Annotated in this window: 19 protein-coding genes; 11 read left to right on the forward strand and 8 right to left on the reverse strand. The window is 71.5% G+C overall.

All coding sequences use genetic code 11. The features are described 5' to 3' along the window. Positions 1 to 7: 7 nt before the first annotated feature. Positions 8 to 388 (reverse strand): phage holin family protein, encoded by a 381-nt coding sequence (locus tag AC5WAM_RS20980; protein WP_138960663.1) that lies wholly within the window; start codon positions 386 to 388, stop codon positions 8 to 10. Between the two features lie 71 nt (positions 389 to 459). On the opposite strand from AC5WAM_RS20980, the gene AC5WAM_RS20985 reads away from it, so the two are divergent. From AC5WAM_RS20985 to AC5WAM_RS21000, 4 genes are all read left to right on the forward strand, one after another. Next, positions 460 to 777: a cupin domain-containing protein gene (locus AC5WAM_RS20985; protein WP_144319868.1), complete on the forward strand. Its 318-nt coding sequence runs from the start codon at positions 460 to 462 to the stop codon at positions 775 to 777. Between the two features lie 382 nt (positions 778 to 1,159). Further along, positions 1,160 to 1,387, forward strand: a complete 228-nt coding sequence (locus AC5WAM_RS20990; protein WP_138960661.1) for a DUF5326 family protein — start codon at positions 1,160 to 1,162, stop codon at positions 1,385 to 1,387. 977 nt (positions 1,388 to 2,364) lie between these two features. Further along, positions 2,365 to 3,102, forward strand: coding sequence for an IclR family transcriptional regulator (locus AC5WAM_RS20995; RefSeq protein WP_366790948.1), 738 nt, complete (start codon positions 2,365 to 2,367; stop codon positions 3,100 to 3,102). Positions 3,103 to 3,203: 101 nt separating this feature from the next. Then, complete coding sequence (locus AC5WAM_RS21000) at positions 3,204 to 3,641, forward strand: SsgA family sporulation/cell division regulator (protein WP_172382886.1); 438 nt, start codon at positions 3,204 to 3,206, stop codon at positions 3,639 to 3,641. A gap of 154 nt (positions 3,642 to 3,795) precedes the next feature. Here the strand turns inward: AC5WAM_RS21000 and AC5WAM_RS21005 are convergent, their stop codons facing one another. Continuing rightward, the gene (locus AC5WAM_RS21005; RefSeq protein ID WP_495518470.1) at positions 3,796 to 5,358 is read right to left on the reverse strand and encodes a YibE/F family protein; all 1,563 of its coding nucleotides are present in this window, start codon (positions 5,356 to 5,358) and stop codon (positions 3,796 to 3,798) included. Positions 5,359 to 5,567: 209 nt separating this feature from the next. On the opposite strand from AC5WAM_RS21005, the gene thiC reads away from it, so the two are divergent. Further along, positions 5,568 to 7,379 (forward strand): phosphomethylpyrimidine synthase ThiC, encoded by a 1,812-nt coding sequence (thiC, locus tag AC5WAM_RS21010; protein WP_495518471.1) that lies wholly within the window; start codon positions 5,568 to 5,570, stop codon positions 7,377 to 7,379. A 235-nt stretch (positions 7,380 to 7,614) separates the two neighbouring features. On the opposite strand, the gene AC5WAM_RS21015 is transcribed toward thiC, so the two are convergent. The 3 genes from AC5WAM_RS21015 to AC5WAM_RS21025 form a co-directional block, all read right to left on the reverse strand. Further along, positions 7,615 to 8,493: a hypothetical protein gene (locus tag AC5WAM_RS21015; RefSeq protein ID WP_366790821.1), complete on the reverse strand. Its 879-nt coding sequence runs from the start codon at positions 8,491 to 8,493 to the stop codon at positions 7,615 to 7,617. Positions 8,494 to 8,698: 205 nt separating this feature from the next. Continuing rightward, entirely contained in the window at positions 8,699 to 10,117 is a 1,419-nt protein-coding gene (locus AC5WAM_RS21020) for a metallophosphoesterase (protein ID WP_495523619.1), read from the reverse strand. 232 nt (positions 10,118 to 10,349) lie between these two features. Beyond that, positions 10,350 to 11,471: a LacI family DNA-binding transcriptional regulator gene (locus tag AC5WAM_RS21025; RefSeq protein ID WP_030677002.1), complete on the reverse strand. Its 1,122-nt coding sequence runs from the start codon at positions 11,469 to 11,471 to the stop codon at positions 10,350 to 10,352. A 449-nt stretch (positions 11,472 to 11,920) separates the two neighbouring features. Here AC5WAM_RS21025 and hisC point away from each other — a divergent pair, with 449 nt between their 5' ends. The 6 genes from hisC to AC5WAM_RS21055 all read left to right on the forward strand — a co-directional run bounded on the left by hisC (position 11,921) and on the right by AC5WAM_RS21055 (position 23,309). Beyond that, positions 11,921 to 13,000, forward strand: coding sequence for a histidinol-phosphate transaminase (gene hisC / locus AC5WAM_RS21030; RefSeq protein ID WP_495518472.1), 1,080 nt, complete (start codon positions 11,921 to 11,923; stop codon positions 12,998 to 13,000). Positions 13,001 to 13,419: 419 nt separating this feature from the next. Continuing rightward, on the forward strand, positions 13,420 to 14,955 hold the full coding sequence (locus AC5WAM_RS21035) for a cytochrome ubiquinol oxidase subunit I (RefSeq protein WP_495518473.1): 1,536 nt from the start codon (positions 13,420 to 13,422) through the stop codon (positions 14,953 to 14,955). Positions 14,956 to 14,969: 14 nt separating this feature from the next. Then, complete coding sequence (cydB, locus tag AC5WAM_RS21040) at positions 14,970 to 15,989, forward strand: cytochrome d ubiquinol oxidase subunit II (RefSeq protein ID WP_495518474.1); 1,020 nt, start codon at positions 14,970 to 14,972, stop codon at positions 15,987 to 15,989. Between the two features lie 65 nt (positions 15,990 to 16,054). Beyond that, complete coding sequence (gene cydD / locus AC5WAM_RS21045; RefSeq protein ID WP_495518475.1) at positions 16,055 to 19,750, forward strand: thiol reductant ABC exporter subunit CydD; 3,696 nt, start codon at positions 16,055 to 16,057, stop codon at positions 19,748 to 19,750. 205 nt (positions 19,751 to 19,955) lie between these two features. Then, positions 19,956 to 21,950 (forward strand): GAF domain-containing sensor histidine kinase, encoded by a 1,995-nt coding sequence (locus AC5WAM_RS21050; protein ID WP_495518476.1) that lies wholly within the window; start codon positions 19,956 to 19,958, stop codon positions 21,948 to 21,950. 300 nt (positions 21,951 to 22,250) lie between these two features. Further along, the gene (locus AC5WAM_RS21055) at positions 22,251 to 23,309 is read left to right on the forward strand and encodes a M23 family metallopeptidase (RefSeq protein WP_495518477.1); all 1,059 of its coding nucleotides are present in this window, start codon (positions 22,251 to 22,253) and stop codon (positions 23,307 to 23,309) included. 91 nt (positions 23,310 to 23,400) lie between these two features. Here AC5WAM_RS21055 and AC5WAM_RS21060 read toward each other — a convergent pair whose 3' ends face one another. The 3 genes from AC5WAM_RS21060 to AC5WAM_RS21070 all read right to left on the reverse strand — a co-directional run bounded on the left by AC5WAM_RS21060 (position 23,401) and on the right by AC5WAM_RS21070 (position 25,875). Beyond that, positions 23,401 to 24,285 (reverse strand): Cof-type HAD-IIB family hydrolase, encoded by an 885-nt coding sequence (locus AC5WAM_RS21060; protein ID WP_366790827.1) that lies wholly within the window; start codon positions 24,283 to 24,285, stop codon positions 23,401 to 23,403. 134 nt (positions 24,286 to 24,419) lie between these two features. Beyond that, positions 24,420 to 25,322, reverse strand: a complete 903-nt coding sequence (locus AC5WAM_RS21065) for an LLM class flavin-dependent oxidoreductase (RefSeq protein ID WP_366790828.1) — start codon at positions 25,320 to 25,322, stop codon at positions 24,420 to 24,422. A 106-nt stretch (positions 25,323 to 25,428) separates the two neighbouring features. Then, the gene (locus AC5WAM_RS21070; RefSeq protein WP_495518478.1) at positions 25,429 to 25,875 is read right to left on the reverse strand and encodes a hypothetical protein; all 447 of its coding nucleotides are present in this window, start codon (positions 25,873 to 25,875) and stop codon (positions 25,429 to 25,431) included. Between the last annotated feature and the right edge of the window lie 11 nt (positions 25,876 to 25,886).

Below are 25,886 nucleotides of genomic sequence, written 5' to 3' on the forward strand. Positions count from 1 at the left end.
GGTCGGGTCAGTCCTTGTGGTCGGGCAGGGCGACGTTCAGCGCCCAGGAGACGATCGAAATGATCAGGCCACCGAACACAGCGGTCCAGAAGCCCTCGACGTGGAAACTGACATCCAGTTTGTCGGAGAGCCACGACGTCAGCAGCAGCATCAAGGCGTTGACCACCAGGGTGATCAGGCCGAGCGTCAGCACGAACAGCGGGAAGGTGAGCACCTGTACGACGGGCTTGACCAGGAAGTTCACCAAGCCGAAGAGCAGTGCGACGACGAGCAGCGTGAGCGCCTTCCCGCCCGTGCTGTCGCCAGTGAGCGTGATCTTGTCGAGCAGCCAGACCGCGACGGCCAGGGCCACCGCGTTGGCGATCGTCTTGACTACGAAATTCTTCATGTGTCTGATCGTGGCAGACGTACGTAGACAGCGGTCGGTCCACGACCTGGGGCAAGGGGCGCACAAGAGCGATGAAGGCATTCCGACTGGACGAGCTGGAAGCGGAGCGAGCCGCGAACGACGGCGCGTATCTGCAGTTTCTGCGGGAGCGGAACATGTCGGTCGGGCTCTACGCGCTGGACGCCGGGGAGACCGACCCGCAGCAGCCCCACCGCCAGGACGAGGTGTACATGATCGTCAGCGGCCGTGCGTCGATCACGGTGGGCATGGAGACGACGGCGGTCGCGCGCGGCAGCGTGGTGTACGTCCCGGCCGGGGTGCCGCACAAGTTCCACCACATCACCGAGGACCTGAGGGTTCTCGTCGTGTTCTCGCCGCCGGAGCGGTGACCCGCGTGTTCTCACCGCCGGAGTGCTGACCCGCGTGTTCTCACCGCCCGGGAGGTGAGCTACGTCTCTCCGGGCTCGGGCCGACGGCGTGGGATCCGCCCGGTCGCCGGGCTGTCGGCCTCAAGGAGTGGGGCGGCTCGGCCTCCGGTCCGCAGGCTGTCAGGCCGTGGGGCCTGGGGAGGCATGGGCGCGCGGGCCAGGGGCAGGGGCTGGATCAGGGTCTGAACCCCGGGGTTCCCTAGGGGACGAGTCAGGGGCGGACAAGGGATCTCGCGGCCCCGAACGGGCTCTTTCCGTCCTAGCATCGAATGCGAGACACAAGGAATCCGCCCAGCGGCGGAGAACTGAACGCAGTGATGGAGAAACGGGAAAGGGCGAGGCAATGCGAGAGATCTTCGCGGGTATGCCGTGGTGGGTGAAGTGGGTCGCGGTGCCGATCGTCGCTCTGGTCGTGTTCGGCGGGCTGATAGCGAGCGTCATCGGCTTCGTGTTCGCCCTGCTCTTCAAGGTGCTGCTCTTCGTGGCCCTGGTCGGCGGACTGATCTACCTGGTGCGGAAGTTCATATCCCGCTCGCCTTCGTCCCGGGGCTCGTCGCACGCCGACTGGTGAGCCCGTCCCGCGTGGACGGGGCTTCGCAGCGGGCCGACGGGGGAGCTCGTGGGAGATCGGCGAGGCGTCTCGGGGCAGGCCGGCTGGGCACCTCGGAGCAAGCCGCCTGGGGAAAGCGTCGTGCTCGCCGGTGACCTTGTCGCACCGACTGCCGGTACCTTGTCGCACCGACTGGTGGAGCTGCGCCCATCGACCGGCGAAGTACGCCGACCGACAGGTGCTGTCACGCCCACCGACTGCTGAGGCCATGCGGCCGACGGGTGCAGTCGTCGTCCAACGGCCGTCGAAGCCAGGCCCATCGACCAGCCAAGTCGCCCCCACCGATCGGTGAAGTCGTCACCCATGGACCAACCAGCCCGCACATACCGATCAGCCAACCCACACACTCACCGATCAACCAAACCCGCGCTCATCGATCAGCGAGGCCGTCGTCAATCGATCAGCGAAGCGGACGCACAGAGATCAGCCACGTCACACCCGCCGATTAGTGAAGCCGTCGCGCACCGATCAGTAAATCCTCGCGCAGTGACCCCCGAAGTCATCGGGCACCGTTTGGGGAAAGCCATCGCACACCGACAGGTGAAGTAGCACGCGATTCCCTCCCGAGGGGGAAGTTTCCCCACGCGGGACCCCGGAGCGGTGGCCAACGGTTAGAGTCCGAAAACCGACGCGGGGCCGCCCCCGCAGGCGGGACCACTGCCCCCTCCCGTGTATCCCCGGCACGGGTGGATCCCCATGTGCACCGGGAGTGACCCATGGCCACGGTTGACGCCTCACCCCCACACGCCTCCCCCCATGCCAACACCCCTGCACGCGAAGCCACCTCGTGCGGGAACGCCTCGACTCCCGCTTCGGCACCTGAAGCTCCGGCACCCGAAGCGTCCGCACCGGGCGCTTCCGCGCCTGACGCTTCGGCAACCAAGGCTTCGACGGAGTCGACTTCGCCCGACACCGGCCCAGCCGGCGTCGGCCCCACACTGATCGGCTCCGTGCAGCGGGCGATGCGTCTGCTGGAGGCCGCCGCGTCCCACCAGGACGGGGCGCCCGCGAAGCAGTTGGCCCGTGAGTCGGGGCTCGCGCTCCCGACGGCATACCACCTGCTCAGAACGCTGACGCACGAAGGCTATCTACGCCGGGAGCACGGGGTGTTCGTGCTCGGCGAGGCGGCCGAGCGTCTGGGGGCCAGCGCGGCGCAGCAGAACCGGCGCTCCATGATCGGGGACGTCCTGGCGCACTGGCGCGATGCCATCGGCGTGCCGGTGTACTTCGCCATCTATCGCGACGGCGAGATCGAGGTCGTCTCGATCGCCGACACCTCGGGCAATCCGGCCGTCGAGGAGTGGGCGGACTTCCGGGAGACCGGTCACGCCCATGCGATCGGGCAGTGCCTGCTGGCGCAGCTCGACGATGAGGCGCGGCGCGACCATCTCGAGCGCTACCCAGTACGGTCGCTCACACCGAACACGGTCTGTGACGAACGGACGTTGCTGCGCAGGCTGGACGCACTGGGGCGGATGGCGCCGGTGGTGGAGCACCAGGAGTACGCGCTGGGGACGGTCTGCGCCGCCATCCCGATCACGGTGGGGACCACGGCGGCCACGATGGCCATCTCCGTGCCGTCGGGTCAGGCTGACCGGCTGATGCCCGCGGCACACATCCTGCAGGGCGAGCTCGGAAAGCTACTAAGGACACTCGCCTTCTCTATCAGCATCTGAAAACTCACTCCTTGTGATCTGGTGTGCACGTTGAGCAAGATGACACGAGTGTCAGGGAGTTGGTTCCTGGCCACGGAAGGCTACTGACGGGGTAGGCGGCGATGCGAGAGTCGGTCCAGGCAGAGGTCATGATGAGCTTCCTTGTGTCGGAGGATCTCTCGTTCCGGATCCCGGTGGAGCTGCGGTACGAGACGTGTGATCCCTACGCGGTGCGGCTGACCTTCCACCTGCCCGGAGACGCCCCGGTGACCTGGGCCTTCGGGCGGGAGTTGCTGGTGGACGGCGTGGGCAGGGCCTGCGGCGACGGAGATGTGCACATCGCGCCCACCGGCCACGACGAGCTCGACGAGGCGGTCATCAGGCTGCAAGTGGGGGGCGACCAGGCCCTGTTCAGGGTGGGGATCGCGCCGCTGCTCGCCTTCCTCGACCGGACGGACAAGCTGGTGCCGCTGGGCCAGGAGCGGACGCTGGCCGACTTCGACACGCATCTGGACGAGGCGCTGTACCGCATCCTCGCGGAGGAGCAGAGCGCGGGCTGAGCACCGCCCGGCGCACGGGGCGCGAAGCGTGATGGCGGATTGGTGCTTTTCACGGGGAGTGACCGGACGACGGTGAGCGGCCGCAAGGCGGTCGGTGACCGGAGGGCGGTTGGTGACCGAAGGGGAGGGTGAGGGACCGGCCCGAAGAGGGAGTTCAGGGTTTTCGGCGGCGGCCCGTGCCGCCACGGGTGAGGCGTGGCCGGGCCGGAGAGGCGCCCGTGCGGGGCGAGGCGACACTGGCGGGTCCCGTGGGACCCACCGGCCCTGGCCCGGCCGTTCCACCAGGCCCACCAGGCCCACCAGAGCCGTCAGGCCCGCCCGGGCCCTCGGGCCCCACCGGGCTACCCGGTCCTCCGGGCCCCGCCGGAGGGAAGGAGCCCGCTGAGGAGCCCACCACGGCGCCCGGTGCCGCGGCCGGTACCGCCGGACCCGGGCGGTCGGCGGAGACGACCAGCGCGGCGAGCGCGGTCGTGACGGGGACGGAGGCGACGAGGCCGATCGAGCCGATCAGGGTGCGGACGATCTCCTCGGCGACCAACTCGCTGTTGGCAACGGTGCCCACGCTGCTCTGGGCGATGGAGAAGAGCAGCAGAAGGGGGAGCGCGGCGCCCGCGTAGGCGAGGACCAGGGTGTTCACGACCGACGCGATGTGATCGCGGCCGATGCGGATGCCCGCGCGGTACAGACCGCGCCAGCCCATCGTCGGGTTGGCCTGGTGCAGCTCCCAGACCGCGGAGGTCTGGGTGACGGTGACGTCGTCGAGCACGCCGAGGGAGCCGATGATGACGCCCGCGAGCAGCAGGCCGCTCATGTCGATGGACGGGTAGAGGCCGTGGATCAGGCCGGTGTTGTCGTCCGTGTTGCCGGTCAGGGAGGCCCAGCCGATGAAGAGCGAACCGAGCAGACCGATGAGGAGGAGGGAGATCAGGGTGCCGAGCACCGCCACCGATGTGCGCGCGGTCAGGCCGTGGCACATATAGAGCGCGATCAGCATGATGGCGCTGGCCCCGACGATCGCGACGAGCAGGGGGTTCGAGCCCTGGAGGATCGCGGGCAGGATGAAGAAGGTCAGGATCAGGAAGCTCACCGCGAGGGCGACCAGGGCCATGACGCCGCGCAACCGTCCCACCACGACGACGGCCAGGGCGAAGATGCCCGCGAGCAGGGCCATCGGGACCTTGCGGTTCACGTCGGCGATCGAATACTGCAGCCCCTTGGGCGCCTTGGGCTCGTAGGCGACCACCACGCCCTGGCCCAGCTTCAGCTGCCGGGGGGAGTCGGGCTGGACGATCTCCGTGAAGGTGTAGCCCTTGTCCGGGCCGCTGGTCACCTTGATCGTGGCCTTCTTGCAGGTGCCCTCGGCGCGCGACTGCGCGGACCGGCCCTCGGCGGTGGAGGTGTCACCGTTGGGCGGGGTCTGCGAGGCGTTCACGTCCTCGCAGGGGAGCGTGTCCATCTTCGTCACGGTGGCCGACTGGGTCTGCCGGTCGAAGCCGACGCCGGTGCGCTCGTGGTCGGGGGTGCCCCCGGGCCAGAGCACCACGAGGCCGACGAGGACGGCCGTGGCGAAGGGGATCAGTACGGCGGCGATGACCTTGCGCAGATGCCGGGAGACGGGCGCGGCGGGGCCGTGGCTGTGCGCATGGCCGTGCCCGTGCCCGTGCCCATGCGGATCCGGCGGGGACGGCGGCGGTGTGGGGGGCTCTGTGGTGGTCACGGCCCGATCATCGCAAGAACGGAGGGGGCCCTCTGTTCACCGCGCCCGATATGACGCTAGCGTGGAGGCACCTTTGCACACGCGGGAGCTCGGAGCACCGGGCTGAGAGGGCGCTGACCTCCGTACGAACGGGAATCGGACCGTACGGAAGCCGCTGCGTCGACCGCCGAACCTGTTACCGGGTAATGCCGGCGTAGGGAGTAGGTCTCATGACCACATCGGACACACGCACGCCTGCCTCCATGCAGCCCGAAAGCGGACAGACTGCGCCCAGCGGACAGAACGCTTCGGAGGTCGGGAAGTCCACCGGCTGGCACAAGGCGTACATCGAGGGCTCGCGCCCCGATCTGCGCGTGCCGGTCCGCCAGGTGCACCTCACCAACGGCAAGGCCGTGACCCTGTACGACACCTCGGGTCCGTACACGGACCCGGAGATCGACACCGACGTACGCCGGGGGCTCACCCCCCTGCGGGAGAACTGGATCATCGGCCGCGGCGACACGGAGGAGTACGCGGGCCGCCCGGTCCGCCCCGAGGACGACGGCCTCAAGCACACCTCGCCGCGCGGCGGCCTGCGCAACCTCGACGCGGTCTTCCCCGGCCGCCCGCGCCAGCCGCGCCGCGCCCGCGCGGGCCAGGCGGTGACGCAGCTCGCGTACGCGCGCCGCGGGGAGATCACGCCGGAGATGGAGTACGTGGCCATCCGGGAGAGCATGGCGCCCGAGGTCGTCCGCGACGAGATCGCGGCGGGCCGCGCGGTGCTCCCGGCCAACGTGAACCACCCGGAGATCGAGCCGATGATCATCGGCAAGAAGTTCCTGGTCAAGGTCAACGCCAACATCGGCAACTCCGCGGTCACCTCCTCCATCGAGGAGGAGGTCGACAAGATGACGTGGGCGACCCAGTGGGGCGCCGACACGGTCATGGACCTGTCCACCGGCCGCAACATCCACACGACCCGCGAGTGGGTCCTGCGCAACTCCCCCGTGCCCATCGGCACCGTGCCGCTCTACCAGGCCCTGGAGAAGGTCGACGGCAAGGCCGAGGAGCTGACCTGGGAGATCTACAAGGACACGGTCATCGAGCAGGCCGAGCAGGGCGTGGACTACATGACGGTGCACGCGGGCGTCCGCCTGCCGTACGTCCCGCTCACCGCGAACCGCAAGACGGGCATCGTCTCGCGCGGCGGCTCGATCATGGCGGCCTGGTGCCTGGCGCACCACAAGGAGAGCTTCCTCTACGAGCACTTCGAGGAGCTCTGCGAGATCCTCGCGGCGTACGACGTCACGTACTCGCTCGGGGACGGCCTGCGGCCCGGCTCCATCGCGGACGCCAACGACCGCGCCCAGTTCGCCGAGCTGGAGACCCTGGGCGAGCTGAACAAGATCGCCAAGGCTCATGACGTGCAGACGATGATCGAGGGCCCGGGCCACGTCCCGATGCACAAGATCAAGGAGAACATCGACCTTCAGCAGGAGATCTGCGAGGAGGCGCCGTTCTATACGCTCGGCCCGCTGACCACCGACATCGCGCCCGCGTACGACCACATCACCTCCGGCATCGGCGCCGCGATGATCGGCTGGTGGGGCACGGCGATGCTCTGCTACGTCACGCCGAAGGAGCACCTCGGCCTGCCCAACCGCGACGACGTGAAGACCGGCGTCATCACGTACAAGATCGCGGCGCACGCGGCGGACCTCGCCAAGGGGCACCCGGGCGCGCAGGACTGGGACGACGCGCTGTCGGACGCGCGCTTCGAATTCCGCTGGGAGGACCAGTTCAACCTGGCCCTCGACCCGGTGACGGCCCGTGAGTTCCACGACGAGACGCTGCCCGCGGAGCCCGCGAAGACGGCGCACTTCTGCTCGATGTGCGGGCCGAAGTTCTGCTCGATGAAGATCTCCCAGGACATCCGCAGGGAGCACGGCAGCTCGCAGGCCGAGATCGAGCAGGGGATGGCGGAGAAGTCCGCGGAGTTCGCGGCGGCGGGGAACCGGGTCTATCTGCCCATCGCCGACTGAGCCGGCCGACCTGGGCCGGTGGCCGCGCGGCGGTGTCCGTACCGCGTAGGTGCCCGCGCCGCGCAGGTGTCCGTACCGCGTACGGGCAGGGCGGAGCGGCCTCTTGGCGCGCCGGGGCGGGGGCCCGGCGCGTCGGCCCCGTGCGAGGACCGGTGCCCGTCCGGAGTGGCCCCGTCGCCGGGCGGCGACCGGGCCGCTCCCGTCGCCTGTCGGCGACCGGATGACGTCCGTCGGGTCAATCGGGCCGGTGCTCGGGACCGCCGTAGTCCGGACTGGAGAAGTCCGGGCTGGAGTAGCTCGGCCGGGTGCCCGTGGTGGAACCGCTCTCGGGGCTGCTGAATCCCGGCCTGTGATAGCCGAGTTGTGGCATGCGCCCGGTCGGTCCCGCCGACGGCGGCCGGGGTGCGGGCGGTCCGCCCGGGTCCGCGAGTGCCTCCCGCAGGAACGGCAGGATGCCGCGCTCCAGGAGTGCCCGGCTCCAGGCTTCCCTGGCCCGTTCCACCTCTGCGTTCCGCTCGTCGTGCGAGCCTGCCTGGAGGGAGGTGGAGCCGTTGCGCAGGGCCGTCAGGAGCAGGCCGACCGCAGCGACCAGAATGGCGCCCGCAGTGAGCGCGCCGAACAGCCACCCGGCGGTGAGCAGGGTGTCCGCGAAGGCGGGCTCGGGGTTGAGCATCTTCAGGATGTAGCCGACGAGGAGGAAGATCGCGGCGGCCGCACCGGCGAGGACCGGTGCGAGAACCGCGATCACGGCGACCGCTCCGGCACCGGCGGTCTCGGTGACCTCGCCCATCGTGGCGAGGCCGACGCCGCCGGAACCGGATTCGGCCGGGGTGGAGCCGGAACCGCTCCCTTCACGGATCGATCGTGGCGTGGAGCGTCCGGAGTTCCTCAGATCCTCACGGACCTTCACATATTGGCGGTATTCGGTCGCTGCCGCGGCCGTGATCAGTGCGGTGGCGTTGAGAGCCATCGTGCGCAGCTGCTCGGGGTTGAGTCGCTGGCCCACCGCGGCCAGCTCCGGGCGGTTCGGTGCGGTGCGCAGCGCCTCATCGAGGATCCGCGCGTATTCGGGGCGGTCCTCATTGAGCAGGTGTGGAGCGCTGTTCATGTGCATCCCCCGATGCTCCGTAGGGCTTGGGGCTCGCAGGATCACGAGCCGTCGGGCAGAAACGGAGGGGAGCCTGCTACGGATAGAGCGATGGTAGAGCCGTGACGGCACGCGGTGACAGGGGGTTTCCAGAATTGGCCCGCTGGCCAGCGAGATCCTGTAGCGACATGCCGTAACGACGTGTTTACTCGTGCCCTTGCCCGGTGAACGCTCAGTTAGCCAGCGGCAACTGACAGACCAGTAGCTTTCCGGCCATGGTCACTCCGCCGTCCATGGCGATGGCCAGGCCGTCGGCGTAGACGTGCGGGCCCTCGATCACCGGGCGGCCGTCGTCGTCCCCGTCGTACTCGGAGCCGACCTCGCCCAGGAGGTACGGGATGGGGCTGTGGCCGTGGACGATGCGGCTGCCGCCGTAGACGTCGAGGAGTTCGCGTACGGCGGCCGGGCCGGAGTCGTCGCGGAAGGCGAAGCGCTTGGTGAACTTGCGGAAGAGGTCCCAGTATTCGTCCGCGTCGTTGCGTGTGAGGGCCTCGCGGATGGTGTCGTTGACCTCTTCGATCGAGTCGCCGTAGTCGAGGTACGCGGTGGTGTCGGAGTGCACGAGCAGATGCCCGTCCGCCTCCTCGATGGCGTCGAGGCGGGCCATCCACTGCAGGTGGTGGTCCTCCAGGCGCTCCATGTCGGTCTTCTGCCCGCCGTTCAGGAGCCAGGCGGCCTGGAACGTGGCGGTGCCCGCGCCGGAGTTGACCGGGGTGTCGCCGAAGCGCTTGGCGCCGATGAGCAGCAGCTCGTGGTTGCCCATGAGCGCCTTGCAGTAGCCGCCGGCGGCGGCGGCCTCGGCGGACAGGCGCATCACGAGGTCGATGACGCCGATGCCGTCGGGCCCCCGGTCGGTGAAGTCACCGAGGAACCACAGCCGGGTGTTGCCCGCGCACCAGGTGAGGTCGGCGTCGATGAGCCCCTCCGCCTGGAGCGCCCCGACCAGCTCGTCCAGATAGCCGTGGACGTCGCCCACGACGTAGAGCGGACCGAGCTCGTCCGTGCTGGGCGCGGGCGGCGGCTCGGGCATCTCGCGCACCTCGACCTGCACGGTGTCCCCGCGATTGATGACGGGAAGGTCGCGTTCGGTCGGGGTGTAGCCGTCGGGCAGGTCGCCCGCGCCGGGGTGGGCCGGGGCGGACATGGCCTCCGGCGGGGCCGCGGGGGCCTGCCCGGCCATGGGATGTCCCAGCTGGTCGGGGGTGTGCGCGGGGACGGGGTGCCCCGGGGCTTCGGGGGCGGGCGGGGCCATCGGGTGCGCCTGGGGTTCGGGAGCGTGCGCGTGGCGCCCGGGGCCCGGCTGGACGGGAACCCGGGGCGGGACGGCGCCCGGTGCCCCGGAGGGGGCCTCAGGGGCGTGCGGGGCGTGTCCGGCGTGGAACTGCCCCTGGGCGGGGCCGGGCCCCTGGCCTGCGGCGGGTGCCGGAGCGGACTGCTCCTGTTCGGCGGCCTGGTCGCCGCGTTCGGCAGCCTGGATGCCGGTCTCGCGGACGCCCTCGTACACGTACGCGGGAACGCGGAAGTCGCGCAGCGTCGCCGTCCGCACCTCGGGTCCCTGACCGGCCCCCTGAGTCATCGACCCCTCCACCACCATTGCGCCGCATCTGCACCGTGATCGGACTGCCTGGTCGCAGCGGCCCGCGGTGTCGTCCGCCCATCATAGGAATGCGGCTGTCGCTGTGTGGTGCACCAGGGGTGGTGAATCGATGGGGAGACCCAGTTCACCACGGTTTTCTCCCGAATTGGCCCGAGGTTTCCCCGCAGGCCACGGGCCCGGGACGATGGCCCCGGGCCCCTGGTCGGGCGGCCGGGAGCGCGGGGAGTCAGCCGTGGCCGGGGGCGCGGGGCGGACTGACGGTTGTGCGCGGGGGGCGTCGCTCGGACGAGGTGCGCACGATCAGCTCGGTCGGTATCACCTGCTCGACGGGACGGCCGGTGTCCAGGCCCTCGATGGCGTCGATGAGCAGCTGGACCACGGCGGTGCCGATGCGGCGCGGCTTCAGCGAGAGCGTGGTGATGGGCGGCTCGGTGGTGGCGTACACGGTCGACTCGCTGCAGCACACGAGCAGCAGGTCGTCCGGTACGCGCAGGCCGTAGCGGCGGGCCGCGGCGAGCAGGTCGGTGCCGTTGGGGTCGAACAGGCCGTAGACGGCGTCGGGCCGGTCGGGCCGGGCGAGCAGCCGGTCGGCGGCGACGGCGCCCGCGCACGGGTCGTGGGCGGGGTAGGACTCGTACACCGGGTCCTGGCCGACGCGCTCGCACCAGCGCAGATAGGCGGTGGTGGACAGATGGGTGTACGTGTCCGTGGTGGTGCCGGTGAGCAGGCCGATGCGGCGGGCACCGGCCGCGGCGAGGTGTTCGAGGATCTCCAGGACTGCGGCCTCGTGGTCGTTGTCGACCCAGGCCGTGACCGGCAGGGAGCCGGCCGGGCGGCCGTCGGAGACCACCGGCAGGCCCTGCCTGACCAGCTCGCTGACCACGGGGTCGTGGTCGGAGGGGTCGACGACGACGGTGCCGTCGAGCGCCACGTTCGACCAGACGTCGACGGGGCTGCGGCGCGAGGTCGCGGGCAGGATGACCAGGGCGTAGCCCCGGGCGAGGGCGGCGGATGTGGCGGCTCTCGCCATTTCCGCGAAGTACGCGAACTCGGTGAAGGTGAAAGGTTCATCCCCGTACGTCGTCACGGTCAGGCCGATGAGGCCCGACTTGCCGGTACGGAGTGTTCGGGCGGCCGCCGACGGGCGATAGCCGAGGCGGTCGGCGACCTCGCGGACATGGCGTCGAGTGGCATCGGGCAGTCGCCCTTTGCCGTTGAGCGCGTCGGAGACCGTTGTGATGGAGACACCGGCTGCGGCGGCGACGTCTCTGATGCCGGCTCGGCTTTGCCGGTTGCCCCGGCGGGCGGTCTCCGCTCGGCTCACCTGGTGCTTCCCTGCTGCTGTCATGGCGAGCCGATAGTAGGGCTCATGGGGGTGGGTAGTGCGGGCGCATATTCACCCGTTGACAGGCACGATTCTGCATGGTGATTTTCCCTCAATGACCTTGGATTGCAAGGGAGTTGGGCGCCTCGTCCAGCATCGTCCCCTTGTCGTCGCGTGGGGGCCTGCCAAATGAGCGAGGTCTCGAAGAGGTCTCAACTCACCTTCACGGGTGATGCGCGCCACGGAGCGAGCCACCGGCGTGCGCTTCTGCCGGGGGCGCCCCCTGAGATCACGCGCGGCGGGCGTGAGCCGGGCCGCGCCCCCGGCTCGGGCCGGAGCGGCCCCGGAGGCCCGTGGGGCGGGCCACCGGGACGGCATACGCGCTGATTGGGGCCGCCAGGGCATTCGCAGCGGCCGCGAATCCTCATAAGGTGAGAATCATTGAAGGCCGGATGATCACGAGGAGGACCGCGGTGAGCGAGACGAGCCCGAGGCTGCGCGCCGAGTTGGAGGGTATTCCCACCTACAAGCCGGGCAAGCCCGCCGCGGCCGAGGGCCGACAGGCGTACAAGCTGTCCTCGAACGAGAACCCCTACCCGCCGCTGCCGGGCGTGCTTGAGACCGCGATGGAGAGCGTGCGGGCCTTCAACCGGTACCCGGACATGGCCTGCACGGGGCTGTTGAGCGAGCTGGCCGACCGCTTCGGGGTGCCCGTGTCGCACGTCGCGACGGGCACCGGCTCCGTCGGCGTCGCCCAGCAGCTGATCCAGGCGACGTCGGGCCCGGGCGACGAGGTGATCTACGCCTGGCGGTCCTTCGAGGCGTACCCGATCATCACGCAGATCAGCGGGGCCACGTCGGTGCGGGTGCCGCTGACCTCCGGGGAGGTGCACGACCTCGACGCGATGGCGGCGGCCATCACCGAGCGCACGCGCCTGATCTTCGTCTGCAACCCCAACAACCCGACCGGCACCACGGTCCGCAAGGCCGAGCTCGAGCGCTTCCTCGACCGGGTGCCGAGCGACATCCTGGTGGTGCTCGACGAGGCCTACCGGGAGTTCGTCAGGGATCCGGAGGTCCCGGACGGCATCGAGCTCTACCGCGACCGGCCGAACGTCTGCGTCCTGCGGACCTTCTCCAAGGCGTACGGCCTCGCGGGCCTGCGCGTCGGCTTCGCGATCGCGCACGAGCCGGTGGCGGCCGCGCTGCGCAAGACGGCGGTGCCCTTCGGGGTCAGCCAGCTCGCCCAGGACGCGGCGGTGGCCTCGCTGCGGGCCGAGGACGAACTGCTCGGCCGGGTCGGCGTGCTGGTCGGCGAGCGCACGCGGGTCCTGGAGGGGCTGCGGACGCAGGGCTGGACGGTGCCCGACACCCAGGCGAACTTCGTGTGGCTGCGGACCGGTGAGCGGACCGTGGACTTCGCCGGGGTGTGCGAGCAGGCCGGCGTCACCGTGCGGCCGTTCCCCGGCGAGGGCGTCCGCGTCACGATCGGTGAGGTGGAGGCCAACGACATCTTCCTGAAGGTGGCGGAGGAGTTCCTCAAGGAGCTCTAGGCATCCGGCTGGATCTGCTCGGTCCGGCCCTGACGCCCCGCGTGGACCGTCGCGTCCGCGCGGGGCGTTCTTGTTGCGGCCGAGAGCCTCGCAAACGCTCGGGAATCGGCGTTTCTCCAGGTCACAGCGGTGGTGCCCCCTCGGGGCTACGTGGCATCGCGGGGGCCGCGCCAGGGCCGAACAGCCGCCATGAGACCCCTGCCGACCGCCGCGCCGGGGCCGAACGGCCCCACCCGCGACCGCGTCGCCTACCCCGTTCCTTGCGGTAACGGGACCCCCCTTTCAAGCCTCGACAGCCCGTACGACATAATGCTTGTGAATGTGAACGCGTTCACAAGCGTGTCCCACTTGCTCCGCAGTTGTCTATGACATAAGGGGCAAACTGCCGCTATGACGACGGCACGTAAGGAGAAGTCGACGTGGACCTGGCTCTAGCGCCGGAAACCCTGGCGCGATGGCAGTTCGGCATCACCACCGTCTACCACTTCCTCTTTGTCCCCCTGACGATCTCCCTGGCCGCCCTCACGGCGATCCTTGAGACGGCCTGGGTGCGGACGGGCAAGGAGCACTACCTCAGAGCGACCAAGTTCTGGGGCAAGCTGTTCCTGATCAACATCGCGATGGGTGTCGTCACCGGCATCGTGCAGGAGTTCCAGTTCGGCATGAACTGGTCCGACTACTCACGGTTCGTCGGGGACGTCTTCGGCGCTCCGCTCGCCTTCGAGGCCCTGATCGCCTTCTTCTTCGAGTCGACCTTCATCGGCCTGTGGATCTTCGGCTGGGACAAGCTCCCGAAGAAGCTGCACTGCGCGACGATCTGGATGGTGTCGATCGGCACGGTCCTCTCGGCGTACTTCATCATCGCCGCGAACGCCTTTATGCAGCACCCGGTGGGCTACAAGATCACTGAGCGCGACGGCAAGAAGCGCGCCGAGCTCACCGACTTCGCCAAGGTGCTGTTCCAGGAGACGACGCTCGTCAACTTCTTCCACGTCATCGCGGCGACCATCCTGGTCGGCGGCGCCTTCATGACCGGCATCGCCATCTTCCACCTGCGCAAGAAGCGGCACGTCCGCACGATGCGGATGTCGCTGCGGCTCGGCCTGGTCACCGCGTTCGTCGGCACCCTGCTCACCCTGATCAGTGCCGACACCCTCGGCAAGGTCATGTACGAGCAGCAGCCGATGAAGATGTCGGCCGCCGAGGCGCTGTGGGAGTCGGAGAAGCCCGCGCCGTTCTCGCTGTTCGCCTACGGAGACGTGGCCAAGGGCCACAACGATGTCGCCATAGAGATCCCCGGGGTCCTCTCCTTCCTCGCCAAGAACAACTTCAGCGCGGAGATCCCCGGCATCAACGACCTCAACAAGGCGGCGCAGGAGAAGTTCGGCCCCGGTGACTACCGGCCCAACATCCCCACCGCCTACTGGTCCTACCGCTGGATGATCGGCTTCGGCGGGGTCTCCATGGCCCTGTGCACCGCCGGACTCTGGCTCACCCGGCGGAAGGTCTGGCTCGCCCCGGAGCACCGGACGGGCGACGACGAGATGCCGAAGCTGATGCTCACCAAGAACAAGGAGCTGGCGCCGAAGCTCGGCATCTGGTGGTGGCGCCTGTCGCAGTGGACGCTGATCTTCCCGCTCATCGGCACGGCCTGGGGCTGGATCTTCACCGAGACGGGCCGGCAGCCCTGGGTGGTCTACGGCGTCCTGAAGACCGAGGACGCGGTCTCCCCCGGTGTCTCGCAGGGTGAGGTGCTCACCTCGCTGATCGTCTTCACGCTGATCTACGCGATCCTCGCCGTGGTCGAGGTCAAGCTGCTGCTCAAGTACGTGCGCAAGGGCCCGCCCGAGCTCACCGAGGCCGACCTCAACCCGCCCACCAAGATCGGCGGCCCGCCCGGTGGCGGCACCGGCACGGACGCCGACGCCGACCGGCCCATGGCCTTCTCGTACTAAGGAGCTGGGCGCACATGGAACTGCACGACGTCTGGTTCGTCCTGATCGCCGTCCTGTGGATCGGCTACTTCTTCCTCGAAGGCTTCGACTTCGGGGTCGGGGTCCTCACCAAGCTGCTCGCCCGTGACCGGACCGAGAAGCGGGTGCTCATCAACACCATCGGCCCGGTCTGGGACGGCAACGAGGTGTGGCTGCTCTCGGCGGGCGGCGCGACCTTCGCCGCCTTCCCCGAGTGGTACGCGACGCTCTTCTCCGGCTTCTATCTGCCGCTGCTGCTGATCCTGCTCTGCCTGATCGTGCGCGGTGTCGCCTTCGAGTACCGGGCGAAGCGCCCCGAGGAGCGCTGGCAGACCAACTGGGAGCACGCGATCTTCTGGACCTCGCTCCTCCCGGCGTTCCTGTGGGGCGTGGCCTTCGGCAACATCGTGCGCGGCGTGAAGATCGACGCGCAGAAGGAGTACGTGGGCAACGTCTGGGACCTGCTCAACCCGTACTCGATCCTCGGTGGCCTGGTCACGCTGACGCTCTTCACCTTCCACGGCACGGTGTTCACCGCGCTCAAGACGGTGGGCGACATCCGGATGCGGGCCCGCAAGCTCGCGGTCGTGCTCGGACTCGTCACGGCGGCGCTCGCGCTCGGCTTCCTCATCTGGACCCAGCTGGACAACGGCGACGGCAAGAGCCTGGCTGCGATGATCGTCGCCGTCGTGGCTCTCGTGGCCGCCATCGGGGCGATCCAACTCGGCCGTGAAGGCTGGTCATTCGCCCTGTCCGGCATCACGATCGTCGCCGCCGTCGCGATGCTCTTCCTGACGCTCTTCCCGAACGTCATGCCGTCGTCGCTGAACGAGGACTGGAGCCTCACGGTCACCAACGCCTCGTCGACGCCCTACACCCTGAAGATCATGACCTGGTGCGCGGGCATCGCGACGCCCGTCGTGCTGCTCTACCAGTCGTGGACGTACTGGGTGTTCCGCAAGCGCATCGGTACCCAGCACATCGCTCCCGACCTTCCGGTCGGCGGCGCCCACTAGTCCACGACCGCGTCCGCCGCGGCAACTGGCCCTGCTTCCCCGGTCCTTGGGAGGGTGTGTTTCACGTGAAACCAATCGACCCGCGCCTGCTCCGGTATGCCCGTGCCACGCGCTTCTTCCTGGCCGCGGTGGTGGTTCTCGGCCTCGCCGGGGCGGGGCTCGTCGTGGCCCAGGCGATGCTCATCGCCGAGATCGTGGTGGGCTCCTTCCAGCGCGGGCTCTCGGTCGGCGAGTTGCGCACCCCGATCCTGCTGCTCACGGCGGTCGCCGTGGGCCGGGGGATCGTGGCCTGGCTGACCGAACTCGCCGCGCACCGGGCCAGCGCGGCGGTCAAGTCGGAGCTGCGCAGGCGCTTGGTCGAGCGGGCCGGAGCACTGGGGCCCGGGTGGCTGACGGGGCAGCGGACGGGCTCACTGATCAACCTGGCCACCCGGGGCGTGGACGCGCTCGACGACTACTTCTCGCGCTACCTGCCGCAGTTGGGCCTCGCGGTGGTGGTCCCGGTGGCGGTGCTCGCACGCGTCGTCACCGAGGACTGGGTATCGGCGGCGATCATCACCGGCACGCTGCCGCTGATCCCGGTCTTCATGATCCTGATCGGCTGGGCGACCCAGGCCCGGATGGACCGCCAGTGGCGGCTCCTCTCGCGCCTTTCGGGTCACTTCCTCGATGTGGTGGCGGGCCTGCCGACCCTCAAGGTGTTCGGCCGTGCCAAGGCGCAGGCCGAGGCGATCCGCAAGATCACCGGGGAGTACCGGCGGGCGACCATGCGGACGCTGCGCATCGCGTTCCTGTCGTCGTTCGCCCTGGAACTGCTCGCCACCATCTCCGTGGCCCTGGTGGCGGTCACCATCGGCATGCGGCTCGTGCACGGCGACATGGCGCTGTACGACGGCCTGGTCATCCTGATCCTCGCGCCCGAGGCCTACTTGCCGCTGCGGCAGGTCGGCGCGCGGTACCACGCGGCGGCGGAGGGGCTCGCGGCGGCGGAGGAGATCTTCGAGGTCCTGGAGACGCCCGTTCCGGCCGGGGGGAGCGCGCCGGCGCCCGCGGGCCCGCTGCGCGTGGAGGACCTGGCCGTCCGCTACCCGGGCCGGGCCGCGGACGCCGTCAGCGGGGTCTCGTTCACCGTGGGGCGCGGGGAGACCGTCGCTCTGGTCGGGCCCAGCGGCTCCGGCAAGTCGACCCTGCTGAACGTACTGCTCGGTTTCGTCGAGCCCTCCGCGGGGCGGGTGTGCGTCGGCGATACGGACCTGGCGGACGTGTCCCTGGAGCGGTGGCGGGAGCAGGTGGCGTGGGTGCCGCAGCGGCCGCATCTCTTCGCGGGGTCCATCGCCGACAACGTACGGCTCGCGCGGCCGGACGCGGAGGACGGGGCCGTGCGGGAGGCCCTGCGCGCGGCCGGGGCGCTGGAGTTCGTGGACGCCCTGCCGCTGGGGGCGGAGACCGCCCTCGGCGAGGACGGGGCCGGCCTCTCCGCCGGGCAGCGGCAGCGGGTCGCGCTGGCGCGGGCGTTCCTCGCGGACCGGCCCGTGGTGCTGCTCGACGAGCCGACCGCCGCCCTGGACGGGGCGACCGAGGCAGGGGTCGTCGAGGCCGTCCGGCGGCTGGCCGTGGGGCGGACCGTGGTGCTGGTCGTGCACCGGCCCGCGCTGCTGGCCGTCGCGGACCGGGTGGTCCGGGTGGGGGCCGCGGAAACGGCGGACTTGCGGGGGGCGTCGCGCTCGCCCGGGGTGTCTACCGGCCTGGTGGGCCACGGCGGGGGCCAGGCTGTCGCTCTCTACGAGGGCAGCGCGGTGCCTGGGGAGCGGTCGGGCGCGGGGGAGTCGGGTGGGTCGGAATCGGATTCAGGGGCGCGGGATTCGGGCGCGCAGGATCCGGGGGTGCGACAGCCGGGTGCGCGGGGTTCTGGTGAGCGGGAGCCGGGGGCGCGGGACTCGGGTGCGTGGGAGTCAGGTGCGTGGGAGGAGACCCGTCCGAAGGGCGGTGTCCTCGCGCGCGTGCGGGCCGTGGCGCGTCCCCGCAGGGGGCGGCTGAGCCTCGCCCTGCTGCTCGGCAGCCTCGCGCTGGGCAGCGCCGTGGGCCTCATGGCCACCTCCGGCTGGCTGATCTCGCGGGCCTCGGAGCAGCCGCCCGTGATGTACCTGATGATCGCCGTCACGGCGACCCGCGCCTTCGGCATCGGGCGGGCCTGCTTCCGCTACGCCGAGCGCCTGGTGTCGCACGACGCGGTGCTGCGGATGCTGGCCGACATGCGGGTCACCGTGTTCCGGCGCCTCGAACGCCTCGCCCCCGCGGGTCTGCGCGGCACGCGCCGCGGTGATCTGCTGTCCCGGCTCGTCGCCGACGTGGACGCGCTCCAGGACTACTGGCTGCGCTGGCTGCTGCCCGCCGGCGCCGCCGCGGTCGTGAGCGTCGGCGCGGTCGGCTTCACCGCCTGGCTGCTGCCGGAGGCAGGCGCGGTGCTCGCCGTCGGCCTGCTGGTCGCCGGGGTCGGGGTGCCGCTGGTCAGCGGCGCCGTGGCCCGCCGCGCGGAGCGGAAGCTGGCTCCCGCGCGCGGGGTGCTCGCCACCCGCGTGGCCGATCTGCTCACGGGGACGGCCGAGTTGACGGTCGCGGGCGCGCTGCGGCGCCGTACCGCGCACGTCCAGGACGCCGACGCCGAGCTGACCCGGATCGCGTCCCGGACCGCGAGCGCCACCGCGCTCGGCGACGGGCTCGGCGCGCTCGCGACGGGCCTCACCGTGGCCGCCGCGGCGGTCGTCGGCGTCCAGGGCCTGCACGACGGACGGCTCAGCGGCGTCGCGCTCGCCGTGGTCGTCCTGACGCCGCTCGCCGCCTTCGAGGCCGTGATGGGGCTGCCGCTGGCCGTGCAGTACCGCCAGCGCGTCAAGAAGAGCGCCGAGCGGGTCCACGAGGTCCTGGACGCGCCCGACCCGCTGCCGGACCCCTGCCCGGCGCCCTCGGCCGCTCCCGGGACCGAGGGGCCCCGGGCGCCGCGCTCGCCCTTCCCGCTGCGCCTCGACGGTCTGCGGGTCCGCTACGAGGGGCAGGAGCGGGACGCGCTCGCGGGCGTGTCCCTGGCCCTCGAACGCGGCCGCCGCGTCGCCGTCGTCGGCCCCTCCGGCTCGGGCAAGACCACGCTCGCCCACGTCCTGCTGCGTTTCCTGGGCGCGTACGAGGGGACGTACGCCCTCGGTGACACCGACACCTCCCGGCTCGACGGTGACGACGTGCGGCGCCTGGTCGGCCTCTGCGCGCAGGACGCGCACGTCTTCGACAGCTCCGTGCGCGAGAACCTGCTGCTCGCCCGCAAGGACGCGAGCGACGACGAGCTGTACGGGGCCCTGGCGCGCGCCCGGCTCGACGGCTGGGTGCGGTCCCTGCCCGACGGCCTGGACACGCTCGTCGGCGAGCACGGGGCCCGCCTCTCCGGAGGCCAGCGACAGCGGCTCGCGCTGGCCCGCGCGCTCCTCGCGGACTTCCCCGTCCTCGTCCTCGACGAGCCCGCCGAACACCTCGACCTGCCGACGGCCGACGCCCTCACCGCCGATCTGCTCGCGGCCACCGAGGGGCGGACGACGCTGCTCATCACGCACCGTCTCGCCGGACTGGACAAAGTTGACGAGGTGATCGTGCTGGAGGCCGGTCACGTCGTGCAGCGCGGCGCGTACGAGGAGCTGGTGGCCGTCGAGGGGCCGCTGCGGCGGATGCGGGAGCGCGAGGCGGCGGCGGACCTGCTGACGCACGCGGTCGGCTGACGCCATGGGGCCGGGGCCGGGCCGGAGGGTGAGGCCGAGCCTGGGGCGCGGGCCAGGACTGGGCCCGGGGGCTGGGCCTGGTGCTGGGTCGGGTTCCGGGCCGGGGCCTGGGCCGGGGGCGGTGGCGGGATCGCGAGCGGCGCGGCGGCCGACGGCACCGTCGCCTCGGCGTGCCACGGCAAAACGGACTAACTACGCTCAAGGCATGTCCGTCCCCCCGGCCTCCGCCGCGCCGCCGCCTTCCGAAGGCGCGTCGGCCCCGGCAGACGCGGCCGGGGGCGGGACGGGGCCGTCCGGGGACGCTGCCGACGCGTCGGGTGCCCTCGGCCCGCCCGGAGCGCCGGGCCCGCCGGGGGTCTCGGGCCCACCGGAGGCGTCGGGACCACCCGGCTCCGCTGATCCGTCCGGCTCCGCGGCTCCACCCGGCCCCACCAGCCCCACCGGTCCGACTGGCCCCACCAGCCCCACCGACCCACCCGCCCCCATCGACCCGGCCGACCCGGCCGAAGCCGCCGCGCGGGCCAGTCACAGTCTTCAGGGGCTCTCCACGGAGCTCACCGCGCGCGTACCGCAGCTCCTGGAGGCGATGCGGTCCGTCGGCGCTGGGCTGGAGCTGCACACGACCCTGAACCGCATCTGTGAGACCGCGGCCAAGCTGACGAACGCCCGCTACGCCGCGATCGGCGTCGTGGCCGAGGACGGCGAGGGGCTCGCGGACTTCGTCTCCTTCGGCATCGACGAGGCCACCGCCGAGCGCATCGGCCACCTGCCCGACGGCCACCGCGGGCTGCTCGGCGCGCTCATCCACCAGCCCGAGACGCTGTGCCTCGCCGACCTCTCCACCGACCCGCGCTCCTGCGGCTTCCCCGCCCACCACCCGCCGATGCGCACCTTCCTGGGGGTGCCGATCCGCGTCCAGGGCGAGATCTTCGGGAACCTGTACCTCACGGAGAAGCGCACCTCCGAGGCCGCCGGGGAGGCCGCCGAGTTCAACGACTACGACATGCACATGGTGCGGGTGCTCGCCACGGAGGCGGGCATCGCGATCGGCAACGCCCGCCTGTACGAGGCCGCCAAGCAGCGCGAGCGGTGGATCGACGGCTCCGTGGCGGTCACCACGGCACTGCTCTCGGGCTCCGACGCGGAGGACGCCCTCGCGGTCGTCGCGGAGCAGGCCCGGCACCTCGCGGACTCGGCGGCGGGGATCGTGCTGCTCCCGGACGACGAGGGTGGCATGGAGATCGTCGCCGTCTCCTCGGACGAGCCCAACGGGGTGCTCGGCGTCACCGTCCCCCCGGAGAGCCGCATCATCGCCGACCTCCTCGACGGGCAGGCGGTGTTCATCGACGACGCGGCCACCGATCCGCGCATCATGACGGACCTCGCGCGCGGATACGGACCCGTGATGATGCTGCCCCTCCAGAGCGACGGCCGGGTCCTGGGGACCCTCGTCACCCCACGCGCGCGTGGGGGACGGCCGTTCACCGAGGTGGAGCGGACGCTCGCCACCCAGTTCGCCTCGCAGGCCGCGCTCGCCCTGATGATGGCCGAGGCGCAGCGCGACCGGGAGCGGCTCGCGGTGTACGAGGACCGCGACCGCATCGCCCGCGACCTGCACGACCTGGTCATCCAGCGGCTCTTCGCCACCGGGATGATGCTGGAGAGCGCCCAGCGCAGGTCCGTGGTGCCCGAGGTGGTCAGGGGCGTCGGCAAGGCCGTCGACGAGCTGGACGTGACCATCCAGGAGATCCGCACCGCGATCTTCGCGCTCCAGCAGGGGCCCGCCGAGGCGCCTTCGGGGCTGCGGACCCGGGTCCTGCGCGAGATCAACATGGCGGCCGTACCGCTCGGTTTCAAGCCCTCGCACCGCTTCCTGGGGCCCGTCGACACGGTCGTCGGCGAGCTCACCGGCAAGAACCTCATCGCGGCCCTGCGCGAGGCCCTGTCGAACGCGTTCCGGCACGCGGGCGCCGACCGCATCGACGTCGTCGTCGACGCCACCCACGTGCTGCCCGACGGCCGCCAGGGCGTGCGCCTGACAGTCGCCGACGACGGCGTGGGCATCACCGAGGGCGGTCGCCGCAGCGGCCTGAAGAACCTCAAGCGGCGGGCCGAGTCCCTGGGCGGCTCCAGCTGGTACGGGCCGGGCATCGGCGAGGACGGTGGCGGCACGACGGTGGTGTGGCAGGCGCCGCACTGAAGCCCGGCCCGCGCCCGGCCGCTGATCGGCACTCAGGCACGCACGCCTCCCCCGGTGTCCGACGCTCGGCGCGTAAGCCCGACGGCCGTACGGCGCTCAGGCGCGTACGTGCGGCCGCTGATCGGCGGTACGAGGGTGCGCCGTACGGGTCACCCGGCCCCCCGCGCGCACGAGTCCGCCGGGCGGCACGCGCGCGTGGGGGCAACGATCCGAGTCATGTGTGCCCGCCCGAGCCGCCCGAGCCGTCTCCGTACCCGTCCGAGCCGTCTCCGTACCCGCCGTCCGCGGCGCCTGGTCGCCGTGCCGGTGCTGCTGTGCGCGTTCCTCGCCCTGGGCACGCCGCCGCCCGCGGCTGCCGACGGGGCCGACGGGCCCGCCGCCATGGACGGCCACGACGGGTCGGGCACCAGCGCCGAGGTGGCCCGCCTCTACGAGGACGCGGCGAAGGCCACCGAGCGCTACGAGGGGGAGCGGCGCGCCGCCGAGGTACAGCGCGGCCGCGTCAAGAAGCTCGACCGGCTGCTCGCCGAGGAGCGCTACCAGGTCGCCGTCCTGCACGAGGACCTCGGCCGGATGGCCAGCGCCCAGTACCGCACCGGCGGCGGCTTGCCGCTCACCGCGCGGCTGCTGCTCGCGGACAGCCCCGACGAACTGCTGCGCGGCAGGCGCGCCCTGGGCCAGGCGGACCTCGCCGTCACCAACGCCGTCGCCAAGACCCAGCGGGCCGCCGCCCGGCTCACGACCGCCAGGCGGTCGGCGGAGCGGGCGCGCGGTGTCCTCGACCGGCGCACGGCACGCCTCGCACGCCTCAAGCGGGACATCGAGACGAAGCTGGAGTCGGCGCGCTGGACCCTCCAGGGAGAGGCCGACGCGTCCGTCGCGGCCGGTCAGTGCCGGGGCGCCGTCCGCCTGGAGCAGCCGGAGGCGGCCGGCACGCGCGCGTGGGTGACGCCGGTGGAGACGTACGAGCTGTCCGCGGGCTTCGACAGCGCGGGCGAGCGGTGGGCGCGGCGGCACACGGGGCAGGACTTCGCCGTCGACATCGGCGCCCCGGTGCGGGCGGTGGGCGCGGGACGGGTGGTGCGGGTCGCCTGCGGCGGGGGCTTCGGCATCGAGGTCGTGGTGCGCCACCCGGACGGCTACTACACGCAGTACGCGCACCTGGCGGCCGTGACCGTCGACCAGGGGGAAGCGGTCCGCGCCGGGCAGTGGGTCGGGCAGGCGGGCACGACCGGCAATTCGACCGGTCCGCACCTGCACTTCGAGGCCCGCCTCACACCGGACCTGGGCTCGGGAGTGGACCCGGTGAAGTGGCTGGCCGAGCGCGGGGTGAGCCTGAAATCGGCCTCTACGGGTTGATCGTTGCCCTGCGTTGACCGTCCGTAGAGGTGGATCGTCCCTGTAAATCGTCCCTGTAAGGGGGTCGGCCCCTCTTGGTGCACCGGCCCGGTCAACCGGCCTCTACGGAGAGGCGGTCCGCCAGGATGCGTTCGATGACGACGGCCACGCCGTCCTCGTTGTTGGCGACCGTACGGCCCGACGCCGCGGCGATCACGTCGGGGTGGGCGTTGCCCATCGCGTACGACACTCCGGCCCAGGAGAGCATCTCCACGTCGTTCGGCATGTCTCCGAAGGCGACGACCTCGTCGGGGGAGATGCCGCGCTCGGCGCAGCACAGCGCGAGGGTGCCCGCCTTGGTGACGCCGGGGGCGCTGATCTCCAGGAGGGCGGTCGGGCTGGAGCGGGTGATCTCCGCGCGCTCGCCCGCGGCCTCGCGCGCGAGGGCCAGGAAGTCGTCCGGCGTCATCTCGGGGTGGTGGGCGAGCAGCTTGAGGATGGGCTCGTCCGCGCAGGCGGCGTCCGCCACGAGGAGCTTCTCGGCGGGTGCCACGCTGCCCGCGGGGTCCATGCGCAGCGGCGGGTACTGCGGCTCGTGGTGCACCCCGCCGGTCCGGTCGACGGCGAAGGACGTGCCCGGGGCGGCGGCGCGGAGCAGCTCGACGACCTCCAGGGCGTTCTGCGCGCTCAGACCCCGCACCTTGGTGAAGCGGTGCGCGCCGGGGCCGCCGTGCAGATCGACGACCGCCGCGCCGTTGGCGCAGATCGCGAGGCCGTGACCGTGCACGTGGTCGGCGACCACGTTCATCCAGCGCGCGGGGCGCCCGGTCACGAAGAAGACCTCGATCCCCGCGGTCTCGGCGGCGGCGAGCGCGGCGACCGTGCGCTCGGACACGGACTTGTCGTCGCGCAGCAGCGTGCCGTCCAGGTCCGTGGCGATCAGCCGGGGCGGGACGGAGGGGGCCGGGGTCCGGGGCCGGGCGGTAGCTGAGGTCACGTAGCCGATTGTCCCGCATATGCGCGCACGGGTGTGTGGCGGGGCGCACATGTGAGTACAACGCGCCCCCGCACGCCCCGTCCGTACCTCGGGCTACGGCGGACGAGCCCCCGGGCCGCCCCCGCCGCCGACGGCTACAGCTGCGCCAGCGCCTCCGTCGCGATGCGCTCGAAGACCTTCTGGTCCGCGGCGAAGTCCGTGCCGGGCAGCGGCCAGTGCAGCACGATCTCGTCGAAGCCGAGCGCGGCGTGCTTGCCCGCGAACTCCACGAAGGCGTCGAAGGACTCCAGCGGCCGGTCCGGCGTGAAGCCGGTGAGCAGGATCTTGTCCAGCTCGCCGGGGTCGCGGCCGGTCTGCTCGCAGGCGGCGCCGAGGCGGTCGACCTGGCCGCGGATGGCCTCCAGGGACTCCTCGGGGGTGCCGGTGGCGAAGATCTTCGGGTCGCCGGTGGTCACCCACGCCTGGCCGTACCGGGCGGCGAGCTTCAGGCCGCGCGGCCCCGTCGCGGCCACCGCGAACGGCAGCCGGGGGCGCTGCACGCAGCCCGGGATGTTGCGCGCCTCGTGCGCCGCGTAGTGCTCGCCCTCGTAGGTCACGGCGTCCTCGGTGAGCAGCCGGTCGAGCAGCGGCAGGAACTCTCCGAAGTGGTCCGCCCGTTCACGGGGTGTCCAGGGCTCCTCGTCGGCGCGGCGCAGCGCGGTGGCGTCGAAGCCGTTGCCGCCCGCGCCGATGCCGAGGGTGATCCGTCCGTTCGACACGTCGTCCAGCGTGATCAGTTCCTTGGCGAGCGTGACCGGGTGCCGGAAGTTGGGCGAGGTCACGAGCGTGCCCAGGCGGATGCGCTCGGTGGCGGCCGCGGCGGCGGTCAGCGTGGGCACCGCGCCGAACCACGGGCCGTCGCGGAAGGTCCGCCAGGACAGGTGGTCGTAGGTGTACGCGGTGTGGAAGCCCAGCTCCTCGGCGCGCCGCCAGCGCTCCCTGCCGCCCTCGTGCCAGCGGGTCACGGGCAGGATCACGGTGCTCAGACGCAGACTCATGTGATCGAGCCTACGGCGGCCCCCCACGGGCCCCGCCCCGCCTGCCGGACGCCTGCGCAGGCCCGGCCACGGCCACTGCCAGGCACTTCGCCCCATGCCTGGGACTTCAGCGGACCTTTCCGCTGAGCCAGGGAGTGAGCGAGATCATGGGGATCAGTTCCTTGTACGCCGTGTCCCCGGGCAGCGGTACGACCAGCCAGTAGCCGGGCGGGAAGCGCCGCCCCTTGACGTACGCGAGGCCGCCGAAGACGGACCGCAGGAAGGGCGGCACGTGGTCGCGCGGCACGTCGTGGCACTCGACGCCGTCGACGTCGATCAGGGCGTCGTCGTCCGGGTAGAGCCGCACGGACACCCGTGGGGAGCCGCCGAACTCCACGAACGCCTCGTGCGGCAGCGAGCCGTCCGCGTCGGTCGTCACGGCGACGCCGGCGGCGGTGCGGCGGGAGGTCCGGTCGGCGCCTATGTCGTGGTCGACCTCGAACTCCAGGTCGTACTCGCGGGCTATCTCCCGCAGTGCCCTCACGGCGGCCTCGGTGCTGTGCAGATGCTCCATGCCGATCGATA

The organism is Streptomyces sp. JLYT201 (genome assembly GCF_059448825.1).

Bases quoted from the DNA above. Each gene is read 5' to 3' on its own strand.
- AC5WAM_RS21050 (WP_495518476.1), top strand. From the start codon at position 19,956: ATGTCCGTCCCCCCGGCCTCCGCCGCGCCGCCGCCTTCCGAAGGCGCG.
- AC5WAM_RS21025 (WP_030677002.1), bottom strand. From the start codon at position 11,471: ATGACAGCAGCAGGGAAGCACCAGGTGAGCCGAGCGGAGACCGCCCGC.
- AC5WAM_RS21000 (WP_172382886.1), top strand. From the start codon at position 3,204: ATGCGAGAGTCGGTCCAGGCAGAGGTCATGATGAGCTTCCTTGTGTCG.
- AC5WAM_RS21065 (WP_366790828.1), bottom strand. From the start codon at position 25,322: ATGAGTCTGCGTCTGAGCACCGTGATCCTGCCCGTGACCCGCTGGCAC.
- AC5WAM_RS20985 (WP_144319868.1), top strand. From the start codon at position 460: ATGAAGGCATTCCGACTGGACGAGCTGGAAGCGGAGCGAGCCGCGAAC.
- AC5WAM_RS21015 (WP_366790821.1), bottom strand. From the start codon at position 8,493: ATGCACATGAACAGCGCTCCACACCTGCTCAATGAGGACCGCCCCGAA.
- cydB (WP_495518474.1), top strand. From the start codon at position 14,970: ATGGAACTGCACGACGTCTGGTTCGTCCTGATCGCCGTCCTGTGGATC.
- thiC (WP_495518471.1), top strand. From the start codon at position 5,568: ATGACCACATCGGACACACGCACGCCTGCCTCCATGCAGCCCGAAAGC.
- AC5WAM_RS20990 (WP_138960661.1), top strand. From the start codon at position 1,160: ATGCGAGAGATCTTCGCGGGTATGCCGTGGTGGGTGAAGTGGGTCGCG.
- AC5WAM_RS21070 (WP_495518478.1), bottom strand. From the start codon at position 25,875: ATGGAGCATCTGCACAGCACCGAGGCCGCCGTGAGGGCACTGCGGGAG.
- AC5WAM_RS20980 (WP_138960663.1), bottom strand. From the start codon at position 388: ATGAAGAATTTCGTAGTCAAGACGATCGCCAACGCGGTGGCCCTGGCC.